Source organism: Spongiactinospora rosea (genome assembly GCF_003315795.1).
GTDB classification, from domain to species: domain Bacteria; phylum Actinomycetota; class Actinomycetes; order Streptosporangiales; family Streptosporangiaceae; genus Spongiactinospora; species Spongiactinospora rosea.
Genome location: NZ_QMEY01000002.1, coordinates 494,640 through 511,625, shown reverse-complemented (window position 1 = coordinate 511,625; position 16,986 = coordinate 494,640). Strand labels below are relative to the sequence as shown.

The following is a 16,986-nucleotide window of genomic DNA, read 5'->3' as shown; positions in this document are numbered from 1 at the left end:
TCAGCCGGTGGCGCCGGTGTAGGCGGCGACGCCGGCGGTCATCCGGCGCAGCAGGGTCTTGAGCTGTTCAAGCTCGCCGTCGGTCAGGCCCAGGGCGAAGTCCAGCGACGGGACGCTCTCGTTGGCCTGGCAGCGCAGCGCGGTGCCCTCCTCGGTGAGGGAGACCTCGACCAGGCGTTCGTCGTCGGCGCGGCGGCGGCGGGTGACGAGCCCGGCCGCCTCCAGCCGCTTCAGCAGCGGGGTGAGGGTGCCGTAGTCCAGGTGGAGCTTCGCGCCCAGGCCCTTGACCAGGGACGGGCCGTTCTCATAGAGGGCGACCAGGACCAGGTACTGGGGGTAGGTGAGGCCGATCTTGTCCAGCAGCGGGCGGTAGGCCGACATCAGCGCGCGCTGGGCGGAGTACAGGGTGAAGCAGACGAACTCGTCCAGGCGGCGGAACTCCTCCTGGTCGTCGTGCCCTGGGGGCGGGGCGGTGGGGGTGGTGCCGATGGTGGTCATATGGGCATGCTACCGCCGGAACGCTCAAAAGTTAATCGAAGCGCATTAACTTGCGCACGAGGAAACCGTGTTCTATTGTCTTGCCTGTCGCCAAGAGCAAGGGAGCACCGAAATGACCGCCACCACCCCGGCCATCGTCCTCGAACCGGCCGCCGCCGCGTTCGCCGAGGCCACCGCCAATCCGCCCTACCTGTTCCAGATCCCGGTGGACCAGGGCCGCGCCGCCGTCGATGACGTCCAGTCCGGCGACATCGCCAAGCCCGAGGTCGATGAGGAGTGGGTGACCGTGCCGGGCGGCCCCACCGGGTCGGTCCAGGCCCGCATCGTCAGGCCGAAGGACGCCACCGGCCCGCTGCCGGTCGTCATCTACATCCACGGCGCGGGCTGGGTCTTCGGCAACGCCCACACCCACGACCGCCTGGTACGCGAACTGGCCACCGGCACCGGCGCGGCCGTCGTCTTCCCCGAATACGACCGCTCGCCCGAGGCCCGCTACCCGGTCGCGATCGAGCAGAACTACGCCGTTGCCCGCTGGATCGCCACCGAGGGCGGCGCCCACGGCCTGGACGCCACCCGCCTGGCGGTGGCGGGCGACTCGGTGGGCGGCAACATGGCCATCGCCCTGACGCTGATGGCCAAGCAGCGCGGCGACCTGCCGCCGCTGCGCGCCCAGGTGCTGTTCTACCCGGTCACCGACGCCGCCTTCGACACCGGCTCCTACGAGCGGTTCGCCGAGGGCTACTTCCTGCGCCGGGACGGGATGCGGTGGTTCTGGGACCAGTACACCACCGACCCCGCCCAGCGGAACGAGATCACCGCCTCCCCGCTGCGGGCCGCCCACGACCAGCTCGCCGGACTGCCCCCGGCGCTGGTCATCACCGCCGAGGCCGACGTCCTGCGCGACGAGGGCGAGGCGTACGCCGCCAAGCTCCGCGAGGCCGGGGTCCCGGTGATCGCGACCCGCTACGGAGGCGTCATCCACGACTTCGTGATGCTGAACGGGCTGCGCGAGACCAACGCCGCGCAGGGGGCGATCGACCAGGCCGTCCACACCCTGCGCACCGCCCTGCACGCCTGATCCGCCGCCGGCGACCGGCGCCGCCGAGGCGAGGGGGCCGAGATTTTACCCGCGCTCAGGTCACCTTTCATGGTCACCCTGCGTCACCTAGATGACGGCCGATGACCAGAGACGATTACTGAGAGCTATAGGGAAATGTCGGATATCTATCTTCAGCAGCACGCTCCCGGACGGCTCCGCGAGCCTGGTGACGGGACGAGATCCCTGCTGCACCTCGACTCCAGCGCCAGCCGCCCCGGCGACTCGACCAGCCGTCAGCTCACCGCCCTGTTCGCGGAGACCTGGCGCCGCCGCCACCCCGGCGCCGAGTACCGCTACCGCGACCTGGCGGCCCAGCCGGTGCCGTTGATCTCTTCCGACTTCGTCGCCCTGGGCCTGCGCAGCGAGCGGCGCGGCAACGTCCCGCTGGGCGCGGTGTCCGCGCTGGCCGAAGGGCCGGGCGAGGCCCGGGAGTGGTCGCTCACGCTGCCGCTGATCAACGAGGTCCGCGCCGCGGGCACGGTGCTGCTCGGCGTCCCGATGTACAACTTCTCGGTGCCCGCCGCGCTCAAGGCGTGGATCGACCGGATCACCTTCCCCGGCGCGTTCACCGACTCCGTGACCGGGGAGAGCGTGCTCGGCGACACCGAGGTGGTGGCGGTCACCGCCCGCGGCGGCTGCTACCTGCCCGGCACGCCCCGCGAGGACTTCGACTTCCAGACCTGCTACCTGCGCGCCTACTTCACCGAGCTGGGCGTGCCCGAGGACAACCTGCACGTGATCAGCGCCGAGATGACCCGGGCGGGCGACGTGCCGAAGCTGGCCCGCTTCCGGGTGCTCGGCCGCCGATCGCTGGACGAGGCCAGATCCGAGCTCCTGGCCCTCGCCGCGCCCCGGCCCGACGCCGAGCCCTGGCCCCTGTGAGGGGGTGGGCCCGGCCGGCGGTGGGGGGACGCCGGCCGGGCCAGGGGGAGGGGCCGGATGTCACCTTCTCCTTGCGCGGTACGTCATAGTCGGTGACACGATCGGTCGCGCAGGGGCCGCCGGTGCACGGCGCGGGCAGATTTCTGCCAGCCGGCGGCCTCTGCGTTTTTGAATGTGGTCCCCGGACCCGGAGGTGAAGACTCGACGAGCGCCGGGGAAACAGCAGGTGCGCTTACCGGATGCATTCCCGGTGGGGCCGGATCGATTACGGCCGCATTCACAAAGGGACTCCGGAAATCACTCATGCCGCTATTCTTTTGTCGCCGACCGGCTCGTCGGCCGGCGTCCTTCGACCACCGCGCGGTAGGTGCCGGTGATGTCGGCCAGGGCGCTTCCCTGGTCGGCGCGGTCACTCTGCGCGACCTTGCGCTCGGCGCCGTCCATGTTGCGGTTGGCGACCACGATGGCCGTGGTCGCCGGTCGGCGGACGGCCTCGTAGCGCTGCAGGGCGGCCGGGATGTCGCCGGAGGCCGCCAGCTCGGCGGCGAGCTCGGTGGCGAGCGCGGTGGCGTCCAGGATCGCCTGTGAGCCGCCGTTGGCCCCGATGGGGTACATCAGGTGCGCGGCGTCGCCGAGCAGGGTCACCCGGCCGCGGCCCCAGACCGGCAGCGGGTCGCGGTCCACCATCGGGTAGCACAGGATCCGCTCGCTGCGGGACAGCAGGTCGGGGATGTCGAGCCACCCCATGTCCCAGTTCGCGTAGTACGGAAGGACCTCTTCGAGGGTGCCCTCGCGGCTGTGGACGTCGTCGGGGTCGGTGTGCATGGCGACGATGCACACCCAGTTGACCAGGGCCTTTCCGCGCCGGAAGTGCCGGGCGGACATCGGGTAGGCGATGATCCTGGTGGTGTTGCGGTCGTTGACCAGGATCATGGTGCGGCCGTCGAGGAACTCGTCCATCTCGGTCACGCCGCGCCACATCCGCACGCCGCCCGGGGAGATCTTCCCGGCGCCGGGGTGCAACTGCGCGAGGACGGCCGAGCGGGCGCCGTCGGCGCCGATCAGGGCGGCGCCTTCGTAGGCGACGTCGCCGGTCGCGCGACCGTGGGCATGGACGCGTACGCCGCCGCCGGTCTCCTCGAAGCCGCGCACCTGGGTGCCGGTGCGCACGGCGTCGTCGCCGAGCCGCTCGCGCACCGCGTCGAGCAGCATCAACTGCAGCTCGCCGCGGTGGAGGGAGTACTGGGGGCTTGCGTGCCCGGCCGCGATGCCGCGCGGCTCCGCCCACAGGGTCGTACCGTGATTGTCCAGGTAGAGGTGCTCGCGGGTGGGGATTCCGGTCTCCGCGAGCGCGTCGCCCAAGCCGAGCGCGGTGAGCTCGGTGATGGCCGCGGGCTGGATGTTGATGCCCACGCCGAACGGCCGGATCTCATCGACCGTCTCCAGCACGAGGGCCCGGATGCCGCGGGCGTGCAGGGCGAGGGCCGCGCTCAGCCCCCCGATTCCGGCGCCGGCGATCACGATGTCAGCGGTGTCCTGGGTGCTCATGACAGAGGTGCTCCCTGCGCCGATGAGGGGCGAGGACTGGAACCCCGGCGGGGCGGCCCGCCGGGGGGCTTCCTGCCCGGGAATGGCGTAAAGCCCTGGGTGCCCGGGAGGTCAGGCGTGGTGGATGGCGTTCACGGCGTAGAGGCCGGGGCCGGGGGTGCCCAGCTCGGCGACCCTCTTGGCGAAGGCCTGCGCCTCGGGGTCGCTCAGGAGGGCCTGAACGTCCGCCGGGCTACGCCACTGTGCGTAGTTGATGACCCGCTTGCCGTCCTTGCTGGCGATGATGTTGACCGAGACGAATCCCGGCTTCTGCGAAATCACCTTTTCCGTCCCCTCGTTGAGGACGGCGATGAGCTCCTCCTGCTTCGCGGGGTCCACGTCGATGACGTTGATGAAAGTGGCGAGCTGGTCGTCGGTGCGAATCGTCGTTTCACTCATGCTTCATATGTTAACGCCACCCGGGTGCACTAACAAGGAATTCGGGTTGTTGCGGATCTGTGCAATGCACGCCGCCAAGACGCAATGCACGCCCTCAAGACGCGGAATTAATAACTAAAGAGGACGATCCGGACAAAGCCCGAATCGTCCTCAACTACCCGGCCGGAGCCGTACTACACAGTACGATGTGGCGCGGTTACATGGTGAAGCCCTCGTAACCGCCCGTCACCACGGCGTCGAGCTTCTCGCGGTAGGACCGCAGCCCGCCGAAGTAGAACATCGCCCGGTTCTTCTTGCCCGGGATGTTGGCCCCGAAGATCCACGAGTCGACCTTGGGGAAGAGGGTGAAGTCCGCCGACTGCTGGCAGGTCACCGTCCAGGTCTCCTCGGCGGCCTTGACCGCCTCGACCGAGCGCCGGCCGGTCGCCTCCGCCGCGCCGATCAGCTCGGTGAGCCATTCGACCTGGGTCTCGATGGCCGGGGGCAGGTTGCTGAACACGCTGTTCGGCCCGAGGACCATGAACATGTTCGGGAAGCCGGTGACGGCCAGGCCCAGGTAGCTGGTCGGGCCGTCGGACCAGTGCTCGTTCATGCTCACGCCGCCGCGGCCCCGGATGTCCATCCGCTTGTAGCTGCCGTCCACCGCGTCGAAGCCGGTCGCGAACACCAGGACGTCCAGCGGGTGCTCGACGCCGTCCTCGGTGATCACGCCGGTGGGCGTGATCTCCCGGATCGGGTTCTCCTTGATGCTGACCAGCGTGACGTTGTCGCGGTTGAAGCTCTCGTAGTAGTCCTCGTTGCAGATCGGGCGCTTGGCGTACGGGTCCGTGGGGCTGAGCTTGCGCGCCGTCTCGGGGTCCCGCACGATCTCCTTGATCTTGGACCTGATGAACTCCGCCGCGGCCTCGTTGGCGGCCGGGTCGGTGGCGATGTCGGAGAAGGTGCCGAACATGAACCGGAAGCCGTTGCCCTTGTCCCAGTTCTCCTGGAACACCCTGCGGCGTTCCTCCTCCGACACGCTCATGGCCGGGACATCGCTTTCCTCGAACCCGCACGCCACCCGCGACAGGCGGACCTGCCGCCAGATCTCGTCGTAGTTGGCGCGGTACTCGGCCAGGTACTCCGGGCTCACCGGCGCGTTGCCGGACGGGACGTTGTACTGCGGCGTCCGCTGGAACACCGTCAGGTGCTCGGCGACCTTGGACGCCGCGCAGACGAACTGCGTACCGGTCGAACCGGTGCCGATGAGACCGACCCGCTTGCCCTCGATGGAGAGGTCATCGGGCCACGAACCGGTGTGGACCAGCCGGCCGCGGAAGGTGTCCCTGCCCTTGATGTCCGGGAAGTTGGCGGCTGATAACGGGCCGAGCGCAGTCAGAAGGTAGCGTGCTGTGAACGACTCGCCGCCATCGGTCGTCACCGTCCACAGGTTGGCCTCCTCGTTGTAGACGGCGGCCTCCACGGCGGTGTTGAGCTGGATGTCCTTGCCGAGGTCGTAGCGATCCACAACGGTCTGGAGATACCCGAGGATGTCCCGCTGCGGGATGTACCGCCGGTTCCACGCGACTTCCTGGGCCAGTTCCCGGTCGAAGGAGTACCGATATACCAGACTCTCCGTGTCGGACATGGCGCCGGGATAACGGTTCCAGTGCCAGGTGCCGCCGACGCCGTCGCCCTTCTCGAAGCAGCGGACCCGCAGGCCCAGCTCGTTGCGGAGCTTGTGCACGGTGTAGATCCCGCCGAACCCGGCGCCGATGACGATCGCATCGAACCGGGCTTCGGCGCTGTGGCCGCCGGCGGTGTGAGTAGTGGTTTGGGACACAGAGTTCGCCTTTCTCATGATGTGAACTGTTGGAGAGGGGTGGTATGGGGCGCTGACCAGGGCGTGATCAGGGCTGTAGCCGCTCGACCTCCCAGCCGTCCGTGCGCCGCTCGTAGCGCAGCCTGCGGTGCAGCCGGTCGGACGCGGCGGCCCAGAACTCGACGACCGCCGGCTCCAGGCGGAAGGCGGCGAACCGCGGCGGGCGCGGCAGCGGCAGGCCGGACGCGCCTAGGCGTTCGGCCTCCTCACGCAGCCGGCCGATGTCCGCGAAGTCGGTGAACGGCTCGCTCTGCCGCGAGGCCGTGGTCATGGAGTGCAGCGGTACCGGGCGGGCGTTCCACAGCGCCTCCTCCTCGGAGTCGCCCAGCCGCACGATCGGCCCGGAGATGCTCAGCTGCTGCGCGGTCTCGCGCCAGTAGAGCATCCCCGAACCCCAGCCGGTCGCGGCGATGTCGCGCGCCTTCCTGCTGGTCAGGTGGCTGGTGAAGATCACGCCCCGGGCGGAGACGTCCACGATGGCGACCATCCGGTTGGAGGCGCGGCCGTCGCGGTCCGCGGTGGCGAGCGCGAGGGCCAGCGGCTCCCGCACGCCCAGCTCCTTGGCGGTGGAGATCCACTGCCGCGCCAGGTCGAGCGGTTCGGCGGGCGGCAGGTCGTACTCCGGAAAAGCGCGGTCCGTGCTCCCGCTGATGGTCTCGAACTTGCTGCTCACGATCACCTCCCGGTGAGGGGCGCCGGGGCGCCTCAGACGTAGATCAGGCCGCGGGCGACGGTGACGCCCGCGCCTTCGACCCGCACCGACGCGATGTGGTCGCCCGCGCCGTCCGCGCGGGCCCGCATCAGCGAGGGGCGGCCCATCTCGACCCCCTGGTGGATGTCGATCCACTCGCCGAACCGCACCCGGCCGTGCCGGGCCAGGTGGATGGCCAGCGGCCCGGCGGCCGAGCCGGTCGCCGCGTCCTCGGTCACCCCGTACGCGGGCGAGAACATCCGGCTCCGCCAGCTCGTGCCGGAGCCCGCGTAACAGTTGGTGGCCATGTCGAGGAACACGGCCAGCGCCCGGTGGTCGGGGTTGACCGCCGACAGCGCGGGGATGCCGGGCAGCCCCACGAACACGTGCCGCGGGCCGTTGGAGTAGATCTCCACGGGCAGTTCGGGCTCGCCGACGCCGAGCGCGGCCAGCAGTTCCTCGGCGCGGTCGAACTTCGTCCACACCGGGATCGGCTGTTCCATCTCGGCGGCGACGACCTTCCCGCCGGCGCGCCGCAGCGCGAAGTCGATGATCCCCATGGCGGTCTCCAGCCGGAGCCGGTCGCCCGGGAAGCTCTCGCCCAGCGCGACGGCCGTGCCGAGCAGCGGGTGCCCGGCGAACGGAAGCTCGTTGACCGGGGTGAACACCCGGATGTGCGCGTCCCCGCCCTGCTTGGGGGAAAGGACGAACGTCACCTCCGACAGGTTCATCTCCCTGGCGATCCGCTGCATCCGGCCCGCGTCGAGGTCGTCGGCGTCGAAGAACACGGCGACGGGGTTGCCCTGGAGCGGGGTGTCACTGAAGGCGTCCACGACCACGTAGGTGTGGCCGCGCTGCGCGGTCTGGTGAACCGTCATGTGCTCAGCGCCCTTTCGATGGAGGAGCCGAGGATGCGTGGTCCGTGCTGGGTGAGCACGGACTCCGCGTGGAACTGCAAGGAGGAGAAGCGCGGCCCGTGCAGCGCGTGCACCTCTTCGGTCAGCGGGTCGCGGCAGATCCGTACCGTGCCGACCCCGCCGATCACTGCCGTGTCCAGCTCCGAGCGGGCCGCGAAGGTGTTGTAGAAGCCGACCCGCTCGGGCTCGCCGAACAGGTCGATCTCCATCTGGAGCCCCTGGTTGGGGGTCTCCTTGCGGCGGATCTCGAAGCCGAGCCGCAGGCTCAGGACCTGGTGGCTCAGGCAGACCGCGAGGAACGGCCGGCGTTCGCGCAGCAGCGCGTCCACCGCCGCCCGCAGGTAGGCGATCTTGGGGTGCGCCTCGTCGCGCGGGTCGCCGGGGCCGGGCCCGAGCACCACGAAGTCGTGGCCCTCGAACGACAGGCTCTCGCCGTACCCGCGCACGGTCACCGGCATGTCGAGCGAGCGGAGCTGGTGGTCGAGCATCGAGGTGAAGGTGTCCTCGGCGTCGATGATCAGCGCGCTGCGCCCGGCCAGCCGGGGGATCGCGGGCGTACGCCTGGGCGCCGCGCCCAGCCAGAAGCCCGCGATGGTGGCGTTGCGCCGCTCCAGGGCGTCGCGGACGTCGGGGTGCGTGCCGAGCCGTTCGGCCTGGGTGGTGCGCAGGGCGGCGAGCAGGCCCGCCGCCTTGGCGTTGGTCTCGGCGACCTCCGCGAGCGGGTCGGAGTGGCGGACCAGCGTCGCGCCCACCCCGATCCGCGCCTGGCCGCGGGCGTCGATGTCGGCGGTGCGGATCAGGATGGCGGAGTCGAGCGCGCGCTCGCCGTCCGCGTCGCGTCCGATCAGCGCGGCCACGCCGCTGTAGTAGCCGCGGCCCTGCGGCTCGTGCCGGCCGATGACCCGGCAGGCGTTCTCCAGTGGGCTGCCGGTGACCGTCGGCGCGAACATCGACTCGCGCAGGATGTCGCGTACGTCCCAGCGGCTGTCGCCCTCGATGACGTACTCGGTGTGCGCGAGCCGGGACATCTCCTTCAGGCGCGGCCCGACCACCCGCACGCCGGGCTCGCAGATCCGCGTCATCATCTTCAGCTCTTCGTCCACGACCATGTACAGCTCGTCGGACTCCTTGCGGTCGGCGAGGAAGTCCATGACGCCCGGCAGGGTCGGGCCGGAGGGCGGGTAGCGGTAGGTGCCGCTGATCGGGTTCATGGTGACGACGCCGTCGTTCAGCGTGATGTGCCGCTCCGGCGACGCGCCGACGAACGTGCGGGTGCCGGTGTGGACGATGAAGGTCCAGTACGCGCCGGACTCCATCTGGACCAGGCGGCGGAACAGGGACAGCGCGCTGTGCGGCGTGTAGTCGCCGATCTCGACGACGAACGACCGCTTGATCACGAAGTTCGCGCCCTCGCCCTCGCCGATCGCCTCCTTGATCACCCGGCGCACGGTCTCGGCGTAGTCGTCGTCCGCGACGTCGAAGCGCCCCTCGGACACGGCGATCGGCAGGTCCGGGATGCGGGCCAGGGCGTCGGTGATCGGTACGGTCCGCTGCCCGGTCACGGTCATCGCGATCAGCGGGGCGCCGTCGTCGGCGCAGTCGAAGCCCCGCTCGCGGATCTGCCGGTAGGGGATGAGGGCCAGTACCTCGTGCCGCGGCCCGCCGCCGTCCGCCGCGGAGTGGCGGGGCAGCGGGATGTCGGCCAGGGCGTTCACCTCGGCGACCTCGCCGACGAGGACGTCGAGGAGGTCGGGGCGGTTCGCCTCCGGGCGGTGCAGCAGCGCGAAGGCGGGCGCCTGGAGATCCAGTACCGTGGCCAGCAGGTCGCCCTCGCTCCGCGCCCCGGGGGGCGGTCCTGTCACGGGAACACCTCCTTCGCCGTGACCACCACCGCGCAGCGTTCGGCGGCGTAGTTGAGGGTCAGCCAGTGGTAGTCGGCGGTGAAGTCGCCGATCGCGTCCCCGGCCAGGAACGTCTCAAGATCGTTCGTGTAGGACTCGATCGCCGTCGCCAGAATCCCGACGTGCGCGTACACGCCACAGATGATCAACTGGTCCCGGCCGCTCTCACGCATGCGCGCGAGCAGGTCGGAGCGGAAGAACGCGCTGTAGCGCAGCTTGCCGAACATCCAGTCGCCGGGCGCGGGGGCCAGTTCGTCCACCACGGCCTGCTCTTCGGGGGTCCTGCGCATGCCGGGGCCCCAGAAGTCCTTGAGCAGCCCGCGCTGCTCGTCGGTCATGTCGCCGGGCTGCGCCGTGTACCCGACGGGGACGCCGAGTGCGGCGGCGCGGGTCCGGAGCAGGGCGATGTTGCGGATCAGCTCGGCGCGCATCTGCCCGGGGAACGGGCTGAGGAAGTACCGCTGCATGTCGTGGATCAGCAGGACCGCGCGCTTCGGGTCGGGCGTCCAGGTGGCGATGCTCTGGGGCAGTTCGCCCGCGGTCGGAAGGGGATAAGGCTCGATCGGGGGTATACCGGGCATGGCCGTCCTTTCTCGTCGGATCGTCCGGCTCACTCGCCCCAGGCCGAGATCACCGAGACCGCCTGCCACAGCGTCAGCCGGGGGTCGCACAGGCTCTCGTACCGATCGCCCAGCGACTCCAGCCCGGCCGGGTCGGCGACGCACTCGGTGACGTCATCGGGGGTGGTCTCCAGGTGCAGGCCGCCGGCCAGGCCACCGGCGTGCTCCACCGCGCGCACGAAGTCGCGTACCTCCCGCATCAGCGTCTCCACCACGCGGGTCTTGCGTCCGTCAGATGCGCGGACCGTGTTGGCGTGCATCGGGTCGCACAGCCAGATGACCGGGTGCCCGGCGTACCGCACCGCCTCGACCAGCGGGGGCAGCTTCTCGGCGACCACGTCGGCGCCCATCCGGGCGATCAGGGTCAGCCGTCCGGGCACGCGGTCCGGGTCGAGCTGCTCGCACAGCGCGAGGGCCTCCTCCGGGCTGACATTGGGCCCGACCTTGCAGGCCACCGGGTTGTCCACCTCGGCGAGCATGGCGATGTGCGGGCCGTTCACCTGGCGGGTCCGCTCCCCGATCCACGGCCAGTGCGTGGAGGTCAGGGTCAGCGAACCGGCCATGTCCTGGCGCAGCATCGGGAACTCGTAGTCCAGCAGCAGCGCCTCGTGGCTGGTCCACACCGGGGGGTCGGCCACGGCGCGGGAGAACGGGCCGCGCCAGCCCAGGTGCTCCATGATGTCGCTGGCCGCCATGTAACCGGTGAGGAGGCGCAGCGGGTCGGGCCGCCTGCTCTCCATCGTGGGCTCGGGGCCGTTCACCAGGTGGCCGCGGTACGCGGGCAGGGTGAGGTCGCCGACCTTCTCCACCGGGCTGGACCGCGGCTTGGCGAACTGGCCCCCGATCCGGCCGACCCGGATCACCGGTTTGTGGGTGATCATTTTCAGGGCGCCGGCCATCACGTCCAGGGCGGCCGACTTGCGGCTGATGTGCTCCGCCGTGCATTCCTCTGGATCTTCGGCGCAGTCCCCGGCCTGGACGATCAGGGCTCTGCCCGCCGCCACTTCTGAGAGGTGGGTATGTAAGCTGCGTACGTCTTCGGCCCGCACGAGCGGGGGACGTGCCGCCAGGACCTCACTGACGCGTTTGACCTGTGAGGTGTCGCTCCACTCCGGCTGCTGCTGCGCTTCGCTGAGCCGGAGTCCTGCCATGGTGCTGTCCATGGGTCTCCACTTGTCGAAGGGACCTGGGCCGGGCCGGGGTCGGTGACGCCCGGCCGGCCAGGTCAGGAGGTGCGACGTGCGTGGAGCCGCGTTGCCTCGGCTCAGGTGGGAATGCCCTCGCGCTTGATCTCGGGTACGGGGATGCCCAGTGCGCGCAACTGCTCGAACGGGTTCATGAACTCCCGCTGGAGCTTGATCTTCCCGTTCTCCAGGTGGAAGGAGTGCAGGAAGTGGTTCTTGTAGTGGCCGTCGGGATACCCGGGGAAGATGATGGCGCCCTCGCCGTCGCACTCCACCCAGAAGAAGTTGGGGTCTTGGGTCTCGAAGATCTGGACGTTGGTCCAGACCCAGTCGGGGAAGCAGCGCAGCGACCAGACCGCGTGCTCGCCCAGCCGGTCCCGGCCGCGGATGGCGATCGGCTCGCCGGTGTCGTTGGTCCAAAGACCGCCCACACCGTCCTCGGTGAAGAGCAGGTGCCGGGTCAGGCGGTCTTGGCCAAGAGAGTTCATGTACTTTTCGACCGTCGCTCGGTTCAGTTTGCGTAGCTCGTCTTCCGCCTGGTTTCCGGACGGATAAGCAGGGCTCGTCATGATTAACCTCCTCCGGCTCTTGGGCGACGATAATTCACCGACCCGGAAAGCGGAAGAATTTCAATGGCGGCCCATCTTCAGTGAACGGCCGGGAATGCACGCATGTTCGACTTGCACGATCTACTGAGGTACCATGTTCGCAAGTTTCTTCCAGTCCTCGCAGCGCTTGAGGACGATGGCGCGGATCAGTGGCACGCAATGCGGCGGAATCGCGTCGGCGATCTCCTCCCATTGGGTCTGGTCCATTTCGGTGGCGAGCAGAATCCGCAGCAGTGTCCGGCGCGACTCGGTGGCGCGCATGGACGGGTCGCGGGCGAGTTTGCGCACCGCGGTCGCGGTCTCCACGCCGGTGGCGCAGTCCCGTGGCGGCCGTCCGGGCCGGCCGCGCGCCGGATTGCCCGCGGGGGCCGGAGCAGGTCCGCGATCGGGTCCGGGCGGCGGCGCCGTCCCTGCCTGGCCCATCGGCCTGGCCGGTGCGGCACGCAGCTGCGCGGGGATCGGATCCTGGCCTCGGCTGAGACGATCACGCACGTCACGGACGGTTCCGACGGAGAGCCCGGTACGCCGGGACAGCTCACGCAAGGAGATCTCCGAGTCGTTCTTCAGCAGGGCCGCGGCGCTGCGCCGGCCCTCCACACTGCTGATCGGCCGCACCTTGCCGTCCCTGCCGACCCGTCCGCCGGAGTGCGCGTCCACGCCGGCGCCCGCCTTGCGGCGCAAGGCCCCCACGGTGAACGGGCTCAGGCCGGTGGACTCGGCCACGGCACGGTCGGACCAATGCGGGTGCGACTTCAGGATGCGCTGCGCCGCCGCCTTTCGCTCCTCCATTGTCAGCGGCAGCCCATGCCTGATGTTGAGCTGCGCGGAAAGCACGAAGGCATCGGCCTCGCTGCCGTCGTAGAACTGGACGGAAATTTCGGTGCGCCCTCTTAATATGGCGGCGCGCAGCCGGTGCGCCCCGTCGATCACACGCATCGTCGGGCGATGCACGAGCACCGGGTCGATATCGTTGCCCGACTCGACGATGAGACGGACGTGCGCGGGGTCCTCACCCTTTTTGCGTGGCGACATCGACGGCATCAAATCCCGGATCGGGACGCTTTCAGCAGGCAGGTCGCGGAGCAGGTCGGACACCTCGGGAGCAGCATTACCCGACTGCCCGATATCGGCCATCTGAAGTGTCACTACTGAAACCTTCCTAGACAAAGGGGCGGGTGGGCCGGGTGACTGCGGTGATCGCCTGGGCGGAGAATCGGCATCACCTTGATCGTGCGGATCATGGTTTTCCGCAACACGAAATCCCCCCGTGTATGCGGGTGTTGCGGCGAAGAACCCCCGACAGCATTTTCGCGGCCGGCCGGACGGCGGCGCTCACAAGGGTACGCCACACGGTCGGGCCGGGCGGAAAGCCCGTCTCGGCTTGTGATGTGACCCCAGCGACGGCGGGATTGTCAATACCTTTCTAATATCGGGCGACCATTGCGGTGTGAAAGAGACGGCCATCGTGGGGTGCAGCCGGCCGCGTACTCGCCACGATTCAGCAGTGGCGGGTTCGTCGGTATCTGTGCAGGGTACGTCGTCGGCAGAGCCGCGCGGCGCGCCGCCGTCGAGGCGACCCCCGCGGCTCCGGCCGGCGGCATCCGGGCCTAGCGTTGTCGAGTGCGGCGGTCAATGGGTTTTCGACAGGTACGCCACGCGTCCGCGGGTAGCATGAACGTGGTGCTGTCAGCGCGGCAATGGTGTACATACCGAACGCCCCTCGACCGCTCTACCCGTAAGTCCGCGACGATCGCCCGGTCGCCTGGTTAGCGTGTTCCTTGTCGACCGCGCGCCATTTATCGCGTTCGCTGATATGACGAACCGCGACCACGAAAGGTGACCGATGGACACTCAGACCGAGTTGGCCACGCACTTCGATAACTCCCGCAAGCATCTGCGAGCGGTCGCGTTCCGGATGCTCGGGTCAGCCGACGAGGCGGAGGACGCGGTACAGGACGCCTGGCTGCGGGCCTCGCACAGCGGCATAGAGGGCGTGTCCAACGTGACCGCCTGGCTGACCACCATAGTGGCGCGCATCTGCCTGGACATGCTCCGCTCGCGGCGCCGCCGCAGCGAGGAGTTCACCGACATCGCCGAGCTGGATTCGATCATCGCCCATGAGGACTCCGACCCGGCGGAGGAGGCGGTGCGCGCCGACTCGGTGGGGCTGGCGCTGCTCGTGGTCCTCAACACGCTGGGGCCCGCGGAGCGGGTGGCGTACGTGCTGCACGACCTCTTCTCCGTGCCGTTCGACGAGATCGCCGAGATCCTGCAGCGCAACACCGCCGCCGCCAAGAAACTCGCCAGCCGGGCCCGGCACCGGGTGCTCGGCACCGACGCCGTTCCGTCCGGCGACGTGGCCAGCCAGCGGCGGGTGGTGGACGCCTTCCTGGCCGCCTCCCGCGCGGGCGACCTGACCGGGCTGCTGGCCGTACTGCACCCGGAGGTCGTACGCCGGGCGGACCTGCCCGCGCTCGCCTCGCACGGGCGCACCGAGATCCGCGGCGCGCGCGACGTCGCCCGCGAGACGCTCAGCAACACCGTCCGCGCCTACCTCGCGCGTCCCATTCTGGTCAACGGCGGCGTGGGCGTGGTGGTGGCCCCCAACGGCCTGCTGCGGCTTGTCCTGGCGTTGACCATCGAGGAGGATCGCATCACCGCCGTCGATGTCATCGGCGACCCGACCCGCCTGCGGGAGCTGCGGCTCTCCCTGGTGGAGCCGCTTCCCGTGTCCTGACACCCCCCGCCCGCGACCCCATCGAGGCTGTGAAGCGAAGAGATGATCACTAATCCCCGGCTCGCCGTGCTCTACGTCACCGACCAGACCGCGAGCGTCGAGTTCCTCACCGGCATCCTCGGTTGCGAACTGGTGGCCGACACCCTCGACGCCCAGGGCCGCCGCTGGGTCGAGGTCCGTTTCCCCGGCGCGCGGACCTGCGTCGCGCTCGCCGCCGTGGAGCCGGAGGTGATGGAGGTCCTTGAGGCCCGCGCCGGGCGGATGACCCACGGCTGGTTCGACTGCGACGATCTCGACGCCACCTCCGCGGACCTCCGCGGCAAGGGCGTGGAGATCACCGTCGAACCGCAGGCGGCGCCGTGGCGGGAGGGCGCCCGCTGGGCGCAGATCCGCGGCCACGACGGCCGTCTTTACGGACTCACCGAAACCCACCGTTAGACCCCGCCCCGCCGGCCGACCGCCGCCCCGGGCGCGGGGCGCGGCGGCGGCGAGGGGCGTGCAACTGCCAGATTCTCACAGTTGAACCCCTCCGCCGGGCAGTGGATCCTCGCCGGGAATCCGATCACGATCACAAGCCGTCCCGGCGGCAGTTCACCGACCGCGGCTCACAGCGGATCTTCGCCTCGGCCCGCGCGCCGATCATGCGGACGCTCGGCTCCGGCCGCCCGGTCAGCGCGGCGATGTCCGGATAGGGCAGCCCGAACCCATTGTGCAACAGGAACACCGTGCGCTCCGAGTGCTCCAGCGCGTCGAGCACGGCGGCCAGGGCCGCGGACACCGACTCGGCCAGGCTGAGGTCGGAGTCGTTCCGCACCGGCTCGGGCAGCCACGGCCCGAGATGGGACTCCCCGCTGTCCTGCGCGGTCCGCAGCCGCACCAGCGACAACACGGTGGTCAGCGCGGTGAGCCCGACCGGCCGCCCCGCCTCCTCCGGGGGCCTGGCCAGCCAGCGCGCATGGGTCTCCTGGACGACCTTCTCCGCCTCCATGATGTCCCCGAGCATGCTGTAGGCGACCGAATAGAGCAGGGGCACATGCTGCTGGAATGCCTCGGACGTGTCGGGGTCCCCTTCGAGCGGCTGATTCCCGGAAGAATGTTCGGCCACCATGCGGCCTCCTTGTGGATGTGTCTCCCGACTAATGATGCCGTTCCACTACGAAATTAGCCGTTGTCGTGCTCCGCGGTCGATGAATCCGGCCGCCAGAGGGTCAACGCAGCCGCCGCCGGGAGCACCGCGTGCCGCGGAAAATCCGTTAACCTCTCTATATGACGTTTCACGCAGCCTTGAAGTGACATGATCGTAGAGCTTTTTCGGCGCCGGTGAAATGATGGTTAGCGCGCGGAATCGCACGGGCCGCACTCCTGACCACGCGATGTCACATTTCCGGGCCGCGCTGCGTCTTTACATATAGATAAACCTATGCGGGAGGCCGCATCAAGTGCCGTCGCCCGTGCCGCCGCACAGCGAGGTGACTCACATGGATCTCGTCCCCGATGACCCCCACGCCAATCCCACCGCCTGGCGGATCGCCTTGGACGCGTGTGCCGGGATGCTGTCAATGAACACCTCGAAGGGCCTGCGGCCGCTGTACGAACTGCCGCATTTTCAGGGGTCGTTTTCCATATCCCGGGAGGGAGTGCTCGCCGGATTCAGGTTACGCCTGCCGCTCCCGTCCGAGGCCCGCCTGGCGCAGGCGGGCACGGCGGCGGAACTCTCGTGGGAATCGATGAGCCTCGACGCCGACGGGCCGGTGAACAGCCTTGGCGGACGTGCCCGGTTGTTACTGGGACGCAGGGAGACATTCACTGACGTGTCGGCGCTGTGCGCGAAGATACCGGGGGAGCGTCCCTACATCAAGATTGTCCTGGAGACCGTCTTCTCGCCGGTGGCCCTGCACTGGCCGACCGACGGGTGGCAGCGGCTCAGGCCGGTGACGCTCACGCTGTTCAGCGAGATCCGCCCGGCGGAGGTGGGAAGCCAGGAACCGCCGGCCTGACCGGC

Annotated in this window: 17 protein-coding genes; 5 read left to right on the top strand and 12 right to left on the bottom strand. The window is 69.6% G+C overall.

The window, feature by feature from the left end; all coding sequences use genetic code 11:
- Complete coding sequence (locus DP939_RS49080) at positions 1-498, bottom strand: MarR family winged helix-turn-helix transcriptional regulator (protein ID WP_113979862.1); 498 nt, start codon at positions 496-498, stop codon at positions 1-3.
- A 112-nt stretch (positions 499-610) separates the two neighbouring features.
- Between DP939_RS49080 and DP939_RS07510 the strand changes: the two genes are divergently transcribed.
- Positions 611-1,576, top strand: coding sequence for an alpha/beta hydrolase (locus DP939_RS07510; RefSeq protein WP_113979861.1), 966 nt, complete (start codon positions 611-613; stop codon positions 1,574-1,576).
- 135 nt (positions 1,577-1,711) lie between these two features.
- Positions 1,712-2,479, top strand: coding sequence for an FMN-dependent NADH-azoreductase (locus tag DP939_RS07505; RefSeq protein WP_113979860.1), 768 nt, complete (start codon positions 1,712-1,714; stop codon positions 2,477-2,479).
- 309 nt (positions 2,480-2,788) lie between these two features.
- Here the strand turns inward: DP939_RS07505 and DP939_RS07500 are convergent, their stop codons facing one another.
- The 10 genes from DP939_RS07500 to DP939_RS07455 form a co-directional block, all read right to left on the bottom strand.
- Positions 2,789-4,027, bottom strand: coding sequence for an FAD-dependent monooxygenase (locus DP939_RS07500; protein WP_113979859.1), 1,239 nt, complete (start codon positions 4,025-4,027; stop codon positions 2,789-2,791).
- Positions 4,028-4,138: 111 nt separating this feature from the next.
- Positions 4,139-4,465, bottom strand: a complete 327-nt coding sequence (locus DP939_RS07495; protein ID WP_113979858.1) for a putative quinol monooxygenase — start codon at positions 4,463-4,465, stop codon at positions 4,139-4,141.
- A gap of 196 nt (positions 4,466-4,661) precedes the next feature.
- Positions 4,662-6,287 carry a flavin-containing monooxygenase gene (locus DP939_RS07490; protein ID WP_225878093.1) on the bottom strand — a complete coding sequence of 542 codons (1,626 nt, stop codon included), beginning with the start codon at positions 6,285-6,287 and terminating at the stop codon, positions 4,662-4,664.
- Positions 6,288-6,354: 67 nt separating this feature from the next.
- Positions 6,355-6,999: a phenazine biosynthesis FMN-dependent oxidase PhzG gene (gene phzG / locus DP939_RS07485; protein WP_113979856.1), complete on the bottom strand. Its 645-nt coding sequence runs from the start codon at positions 6,997-6,999 to the stop codon at positions 6,355-6,357.
- A 32-nt stretch (positions 7,000-7,031) separates the two neighbouring features.
- Entirely contained in the window at positions 7,032-7,895 is an 864-nt protein-coding gene (locus DP939_RS07480; RefSeq protein ID WP_113979855.1) for a PhzF family phenazine biosynthesis protein, read from the bottom strand.
- Positions 7,892-9,796, bottom strand: coding sequence for an anthranilate synthase family protein (locus DP939_RS07475; RefSeq protein ID WP_113979854.1), 1,905 nt, complete (start codon positions 9,794-9,796; stop codon positions 7,892-7,894). The genes DP939_RS07480 and DP939_RS07475 overlap by 4 nt, the downstream gene beginning before the upstream one ends.
- Complete coding sequence (locus tag DP939_RS07470) at positions 9,793-10,416, bottom strand: isochorismatase family protein (RefSeq protein WP_113979853.1); 624 nt, start codon at positions 10,414-10,416, stop codon at positions 9,793-9,795. Before DP939_RS07470 ends, DP939_RS07475 begins: the two co-directional genes overlap by 4 nt.
- 29 nt (positions 10,417-10,445) lie before the next feature.
- Positions 10,446-11,618 carry a 3-deoxy-7-phosphoheptulonate synthase gene (locus DP939_RS07465; protein WP_113979852.1) on the bottom strand — a complete coding sequence of 391 codons (1,173 nt, stop codon included), beginning with the start codon at positions 11,616-11,618 and terminating at the stop codon, positions 10,446-10,448.
- A gap of 101 nt (positions 11,619-11,719) precedes the next feature.
- Positions 11,720-12,208 carry a PhzA/PhzB family protein gene (locus DP939_RS07460; protein ID WP_113979851.1) on the bottom strand — a complete coding sequence of 163 codons (489 nt, stop codon included), beginning with the start codon at positions 12,206-12,208 and terminating at the stop codon, positions 11,720-11,722.
- Between the two features lie 120 nt (positions 12,209-12,328).
- Positions 12,329-13,393: a ParB/RepB/Spo0J family partition protein gene (locus tag DP939_RS07455; protein WP_225878092.1), complete on the bottom strand. Its 1,065-nt coding sequence runs from the start codon at positions 13,391-13,393 to the stop codon at positions 12,329-12,331.
- Positions 13,394-14,090: 697 nt separating this feature from the next.
- On the opposite strand from DP939_RS07455, the gene DP939_RS07450 reads away from it, so the two are divergent.
- Together DP939_RS07450 and DP939_RS07445 are read left to right on the top strand one after the other, a co-directional pair.
- Positions 14,091-14,984, top strand: coding sequence for a sigma-70 family RNA polymerase sigma factor (locus tag DP939_RS07450; protein WP_113979849.1), 894 nt, complete (start codon positions 14,091-14,093; stop codon positions 14,982-14,984).
- A 42-nt stretch (positions 14,985-15,026) separates the two neighbouring features.
- Positions 15,027-15,422: a VOC family protein gene (locus tag DP939_RS07445; RefSeq protein ID WP_113979848.1), complete on the top strand. Its 396-nt coding sequence runs from the start codon at positions 15,027-15,029 to the stop codon at positions 15,420-15,422.
- Positions 15,423-15,552: 130 nt separating this feature from the next.
- Here DP939_RS07445 and DP939_RS07440 read toward each other — a convergent pair whose 3' ends face one another.
- Entirely contained in the window at positions 15,553-16,092 is a 540-nt protein-coding gene (locus tag DP939_RS07440) for a sigma factor-like helix-turn-helix DNA-binding protein (RefSeq protein ID WP_113979847.1), read from the bottom strand.
- A gap of 370 nt (positions 16,093-16,462) precedes the next feature.
- Between DP939_RS07440 and DP939_RS07435 the strand changes: the two genes are divergently transcribed.
- On the top strand, positions 16,463-16,981 hold the full coding sequence (locus DP939_RS07435; RefSeq protein WP_147267912.1) for a hypothetical protein: 519 nt from the start codon (positions 16,463-16,465) through the stop codon (positions 16,979-16,981).
- The last annotated feature ends 5 nt before the right edge of the window (positions 16,982-16,986 follow it).

What these genes read in the sequence shown, in the direction of transcription:
- DP939_RS49080 (WP_113979862.1), bottom strand. Translation starts at nt 498, where the DNA reads ATGACCACCATCGGCACCACCCCCACCGCCCCGCCCCCAGGGCACGAC.
- DP939_RS07510 (WP_113979861.1), top strand. Translation starts at nt 611, where the DNA reads ATGACCGCCACCACCCCGGCCATCGTCCTCGAACCGGCCGCCGCCGCG.
- DP939_RS07505 (WP_113979860.1), top strand. Translation starts at nt 1,712, where the DNA reads ATGTCGGATATCTATCTTCAGCAGCACGCTCCCGGACGGCTCCGCGAG.
- DP939_RS07500 (WP_113979859.1), bottom strand. Translation starts at nt 4,027, where the DNA reads ATGAGCACCCAGGACACCGCTGACATCGTGATCGCCGGCGCCGGAATC.
- DP939_RS07495 (WP_113979858.1), bottom strand. Translation starts at nt 4,465, where the DNA reads ATGAGTGAAACGACGATTCGCACCGACGACCAGCTCGCCACTTTCATC.
- DP939_RS07480 (WP_113979855.1), bottom strand. Translation starts at nt 7,895, where the DNA reads ATGACGGTTCACCAGACCGCGCAGCGCGGCCACACCTACGTGGTCGTG.
- DP939_RS07470 (WP_113979853.1), bottom strand. Translation starts at nt 10,416, where the DNA reads ATGCCCGGTATACCCCCGATCGAGCCTTATCCCCTTCCGACCGCGGGC.
- DP939_RS07465 (WP_113979852.1), bottom strand. Translation starts at nt 11,618, where the DNA reads ATGGACAGCACCATGGCAGGACTCCGGCTCAGCGAAGCGCAGCAGCAG.
- DP939_RS07460 (WP_113979851.1), bottom strand. Translation starts at nt 12,208, where the DNA reads ATGACGAGCCCTGCTTATCCGTCCGGAAACCAGGCGGAAGACGAGCTA.
- DP939_RS07450 (WP_113979849.1), top strand. Translation starts at nt 14,091, where the DNA reads ATGGACACTCAGACCGAGTTGGCCACGCACTTCGATAACTCCCGCAAG.
- DP939_RS07445 (WP_113979848.1), top strand. Translation starts at nt 15,027, where the DNA reads ATGATCACTAATCCCCGGCTCGCCGTGCTCTACGTCACCGACCAGACC.
- DP939_RS07440 (WP_113979847.1), bottom strand. Translation starts at nt 16,092, where the DNA reads ATGGTGGCCGAACATTCTTCCGGGAATCAGCCGCTCGAAGGGGACCCC.
- DP939_RS07435 (WP_147267912.1), top strand. Translation starts at nt 16,463, where the DNA reads ATGGATCTCGTCCCCGATGACCCCCACGCCAATCCCACCGCCTGGCGG.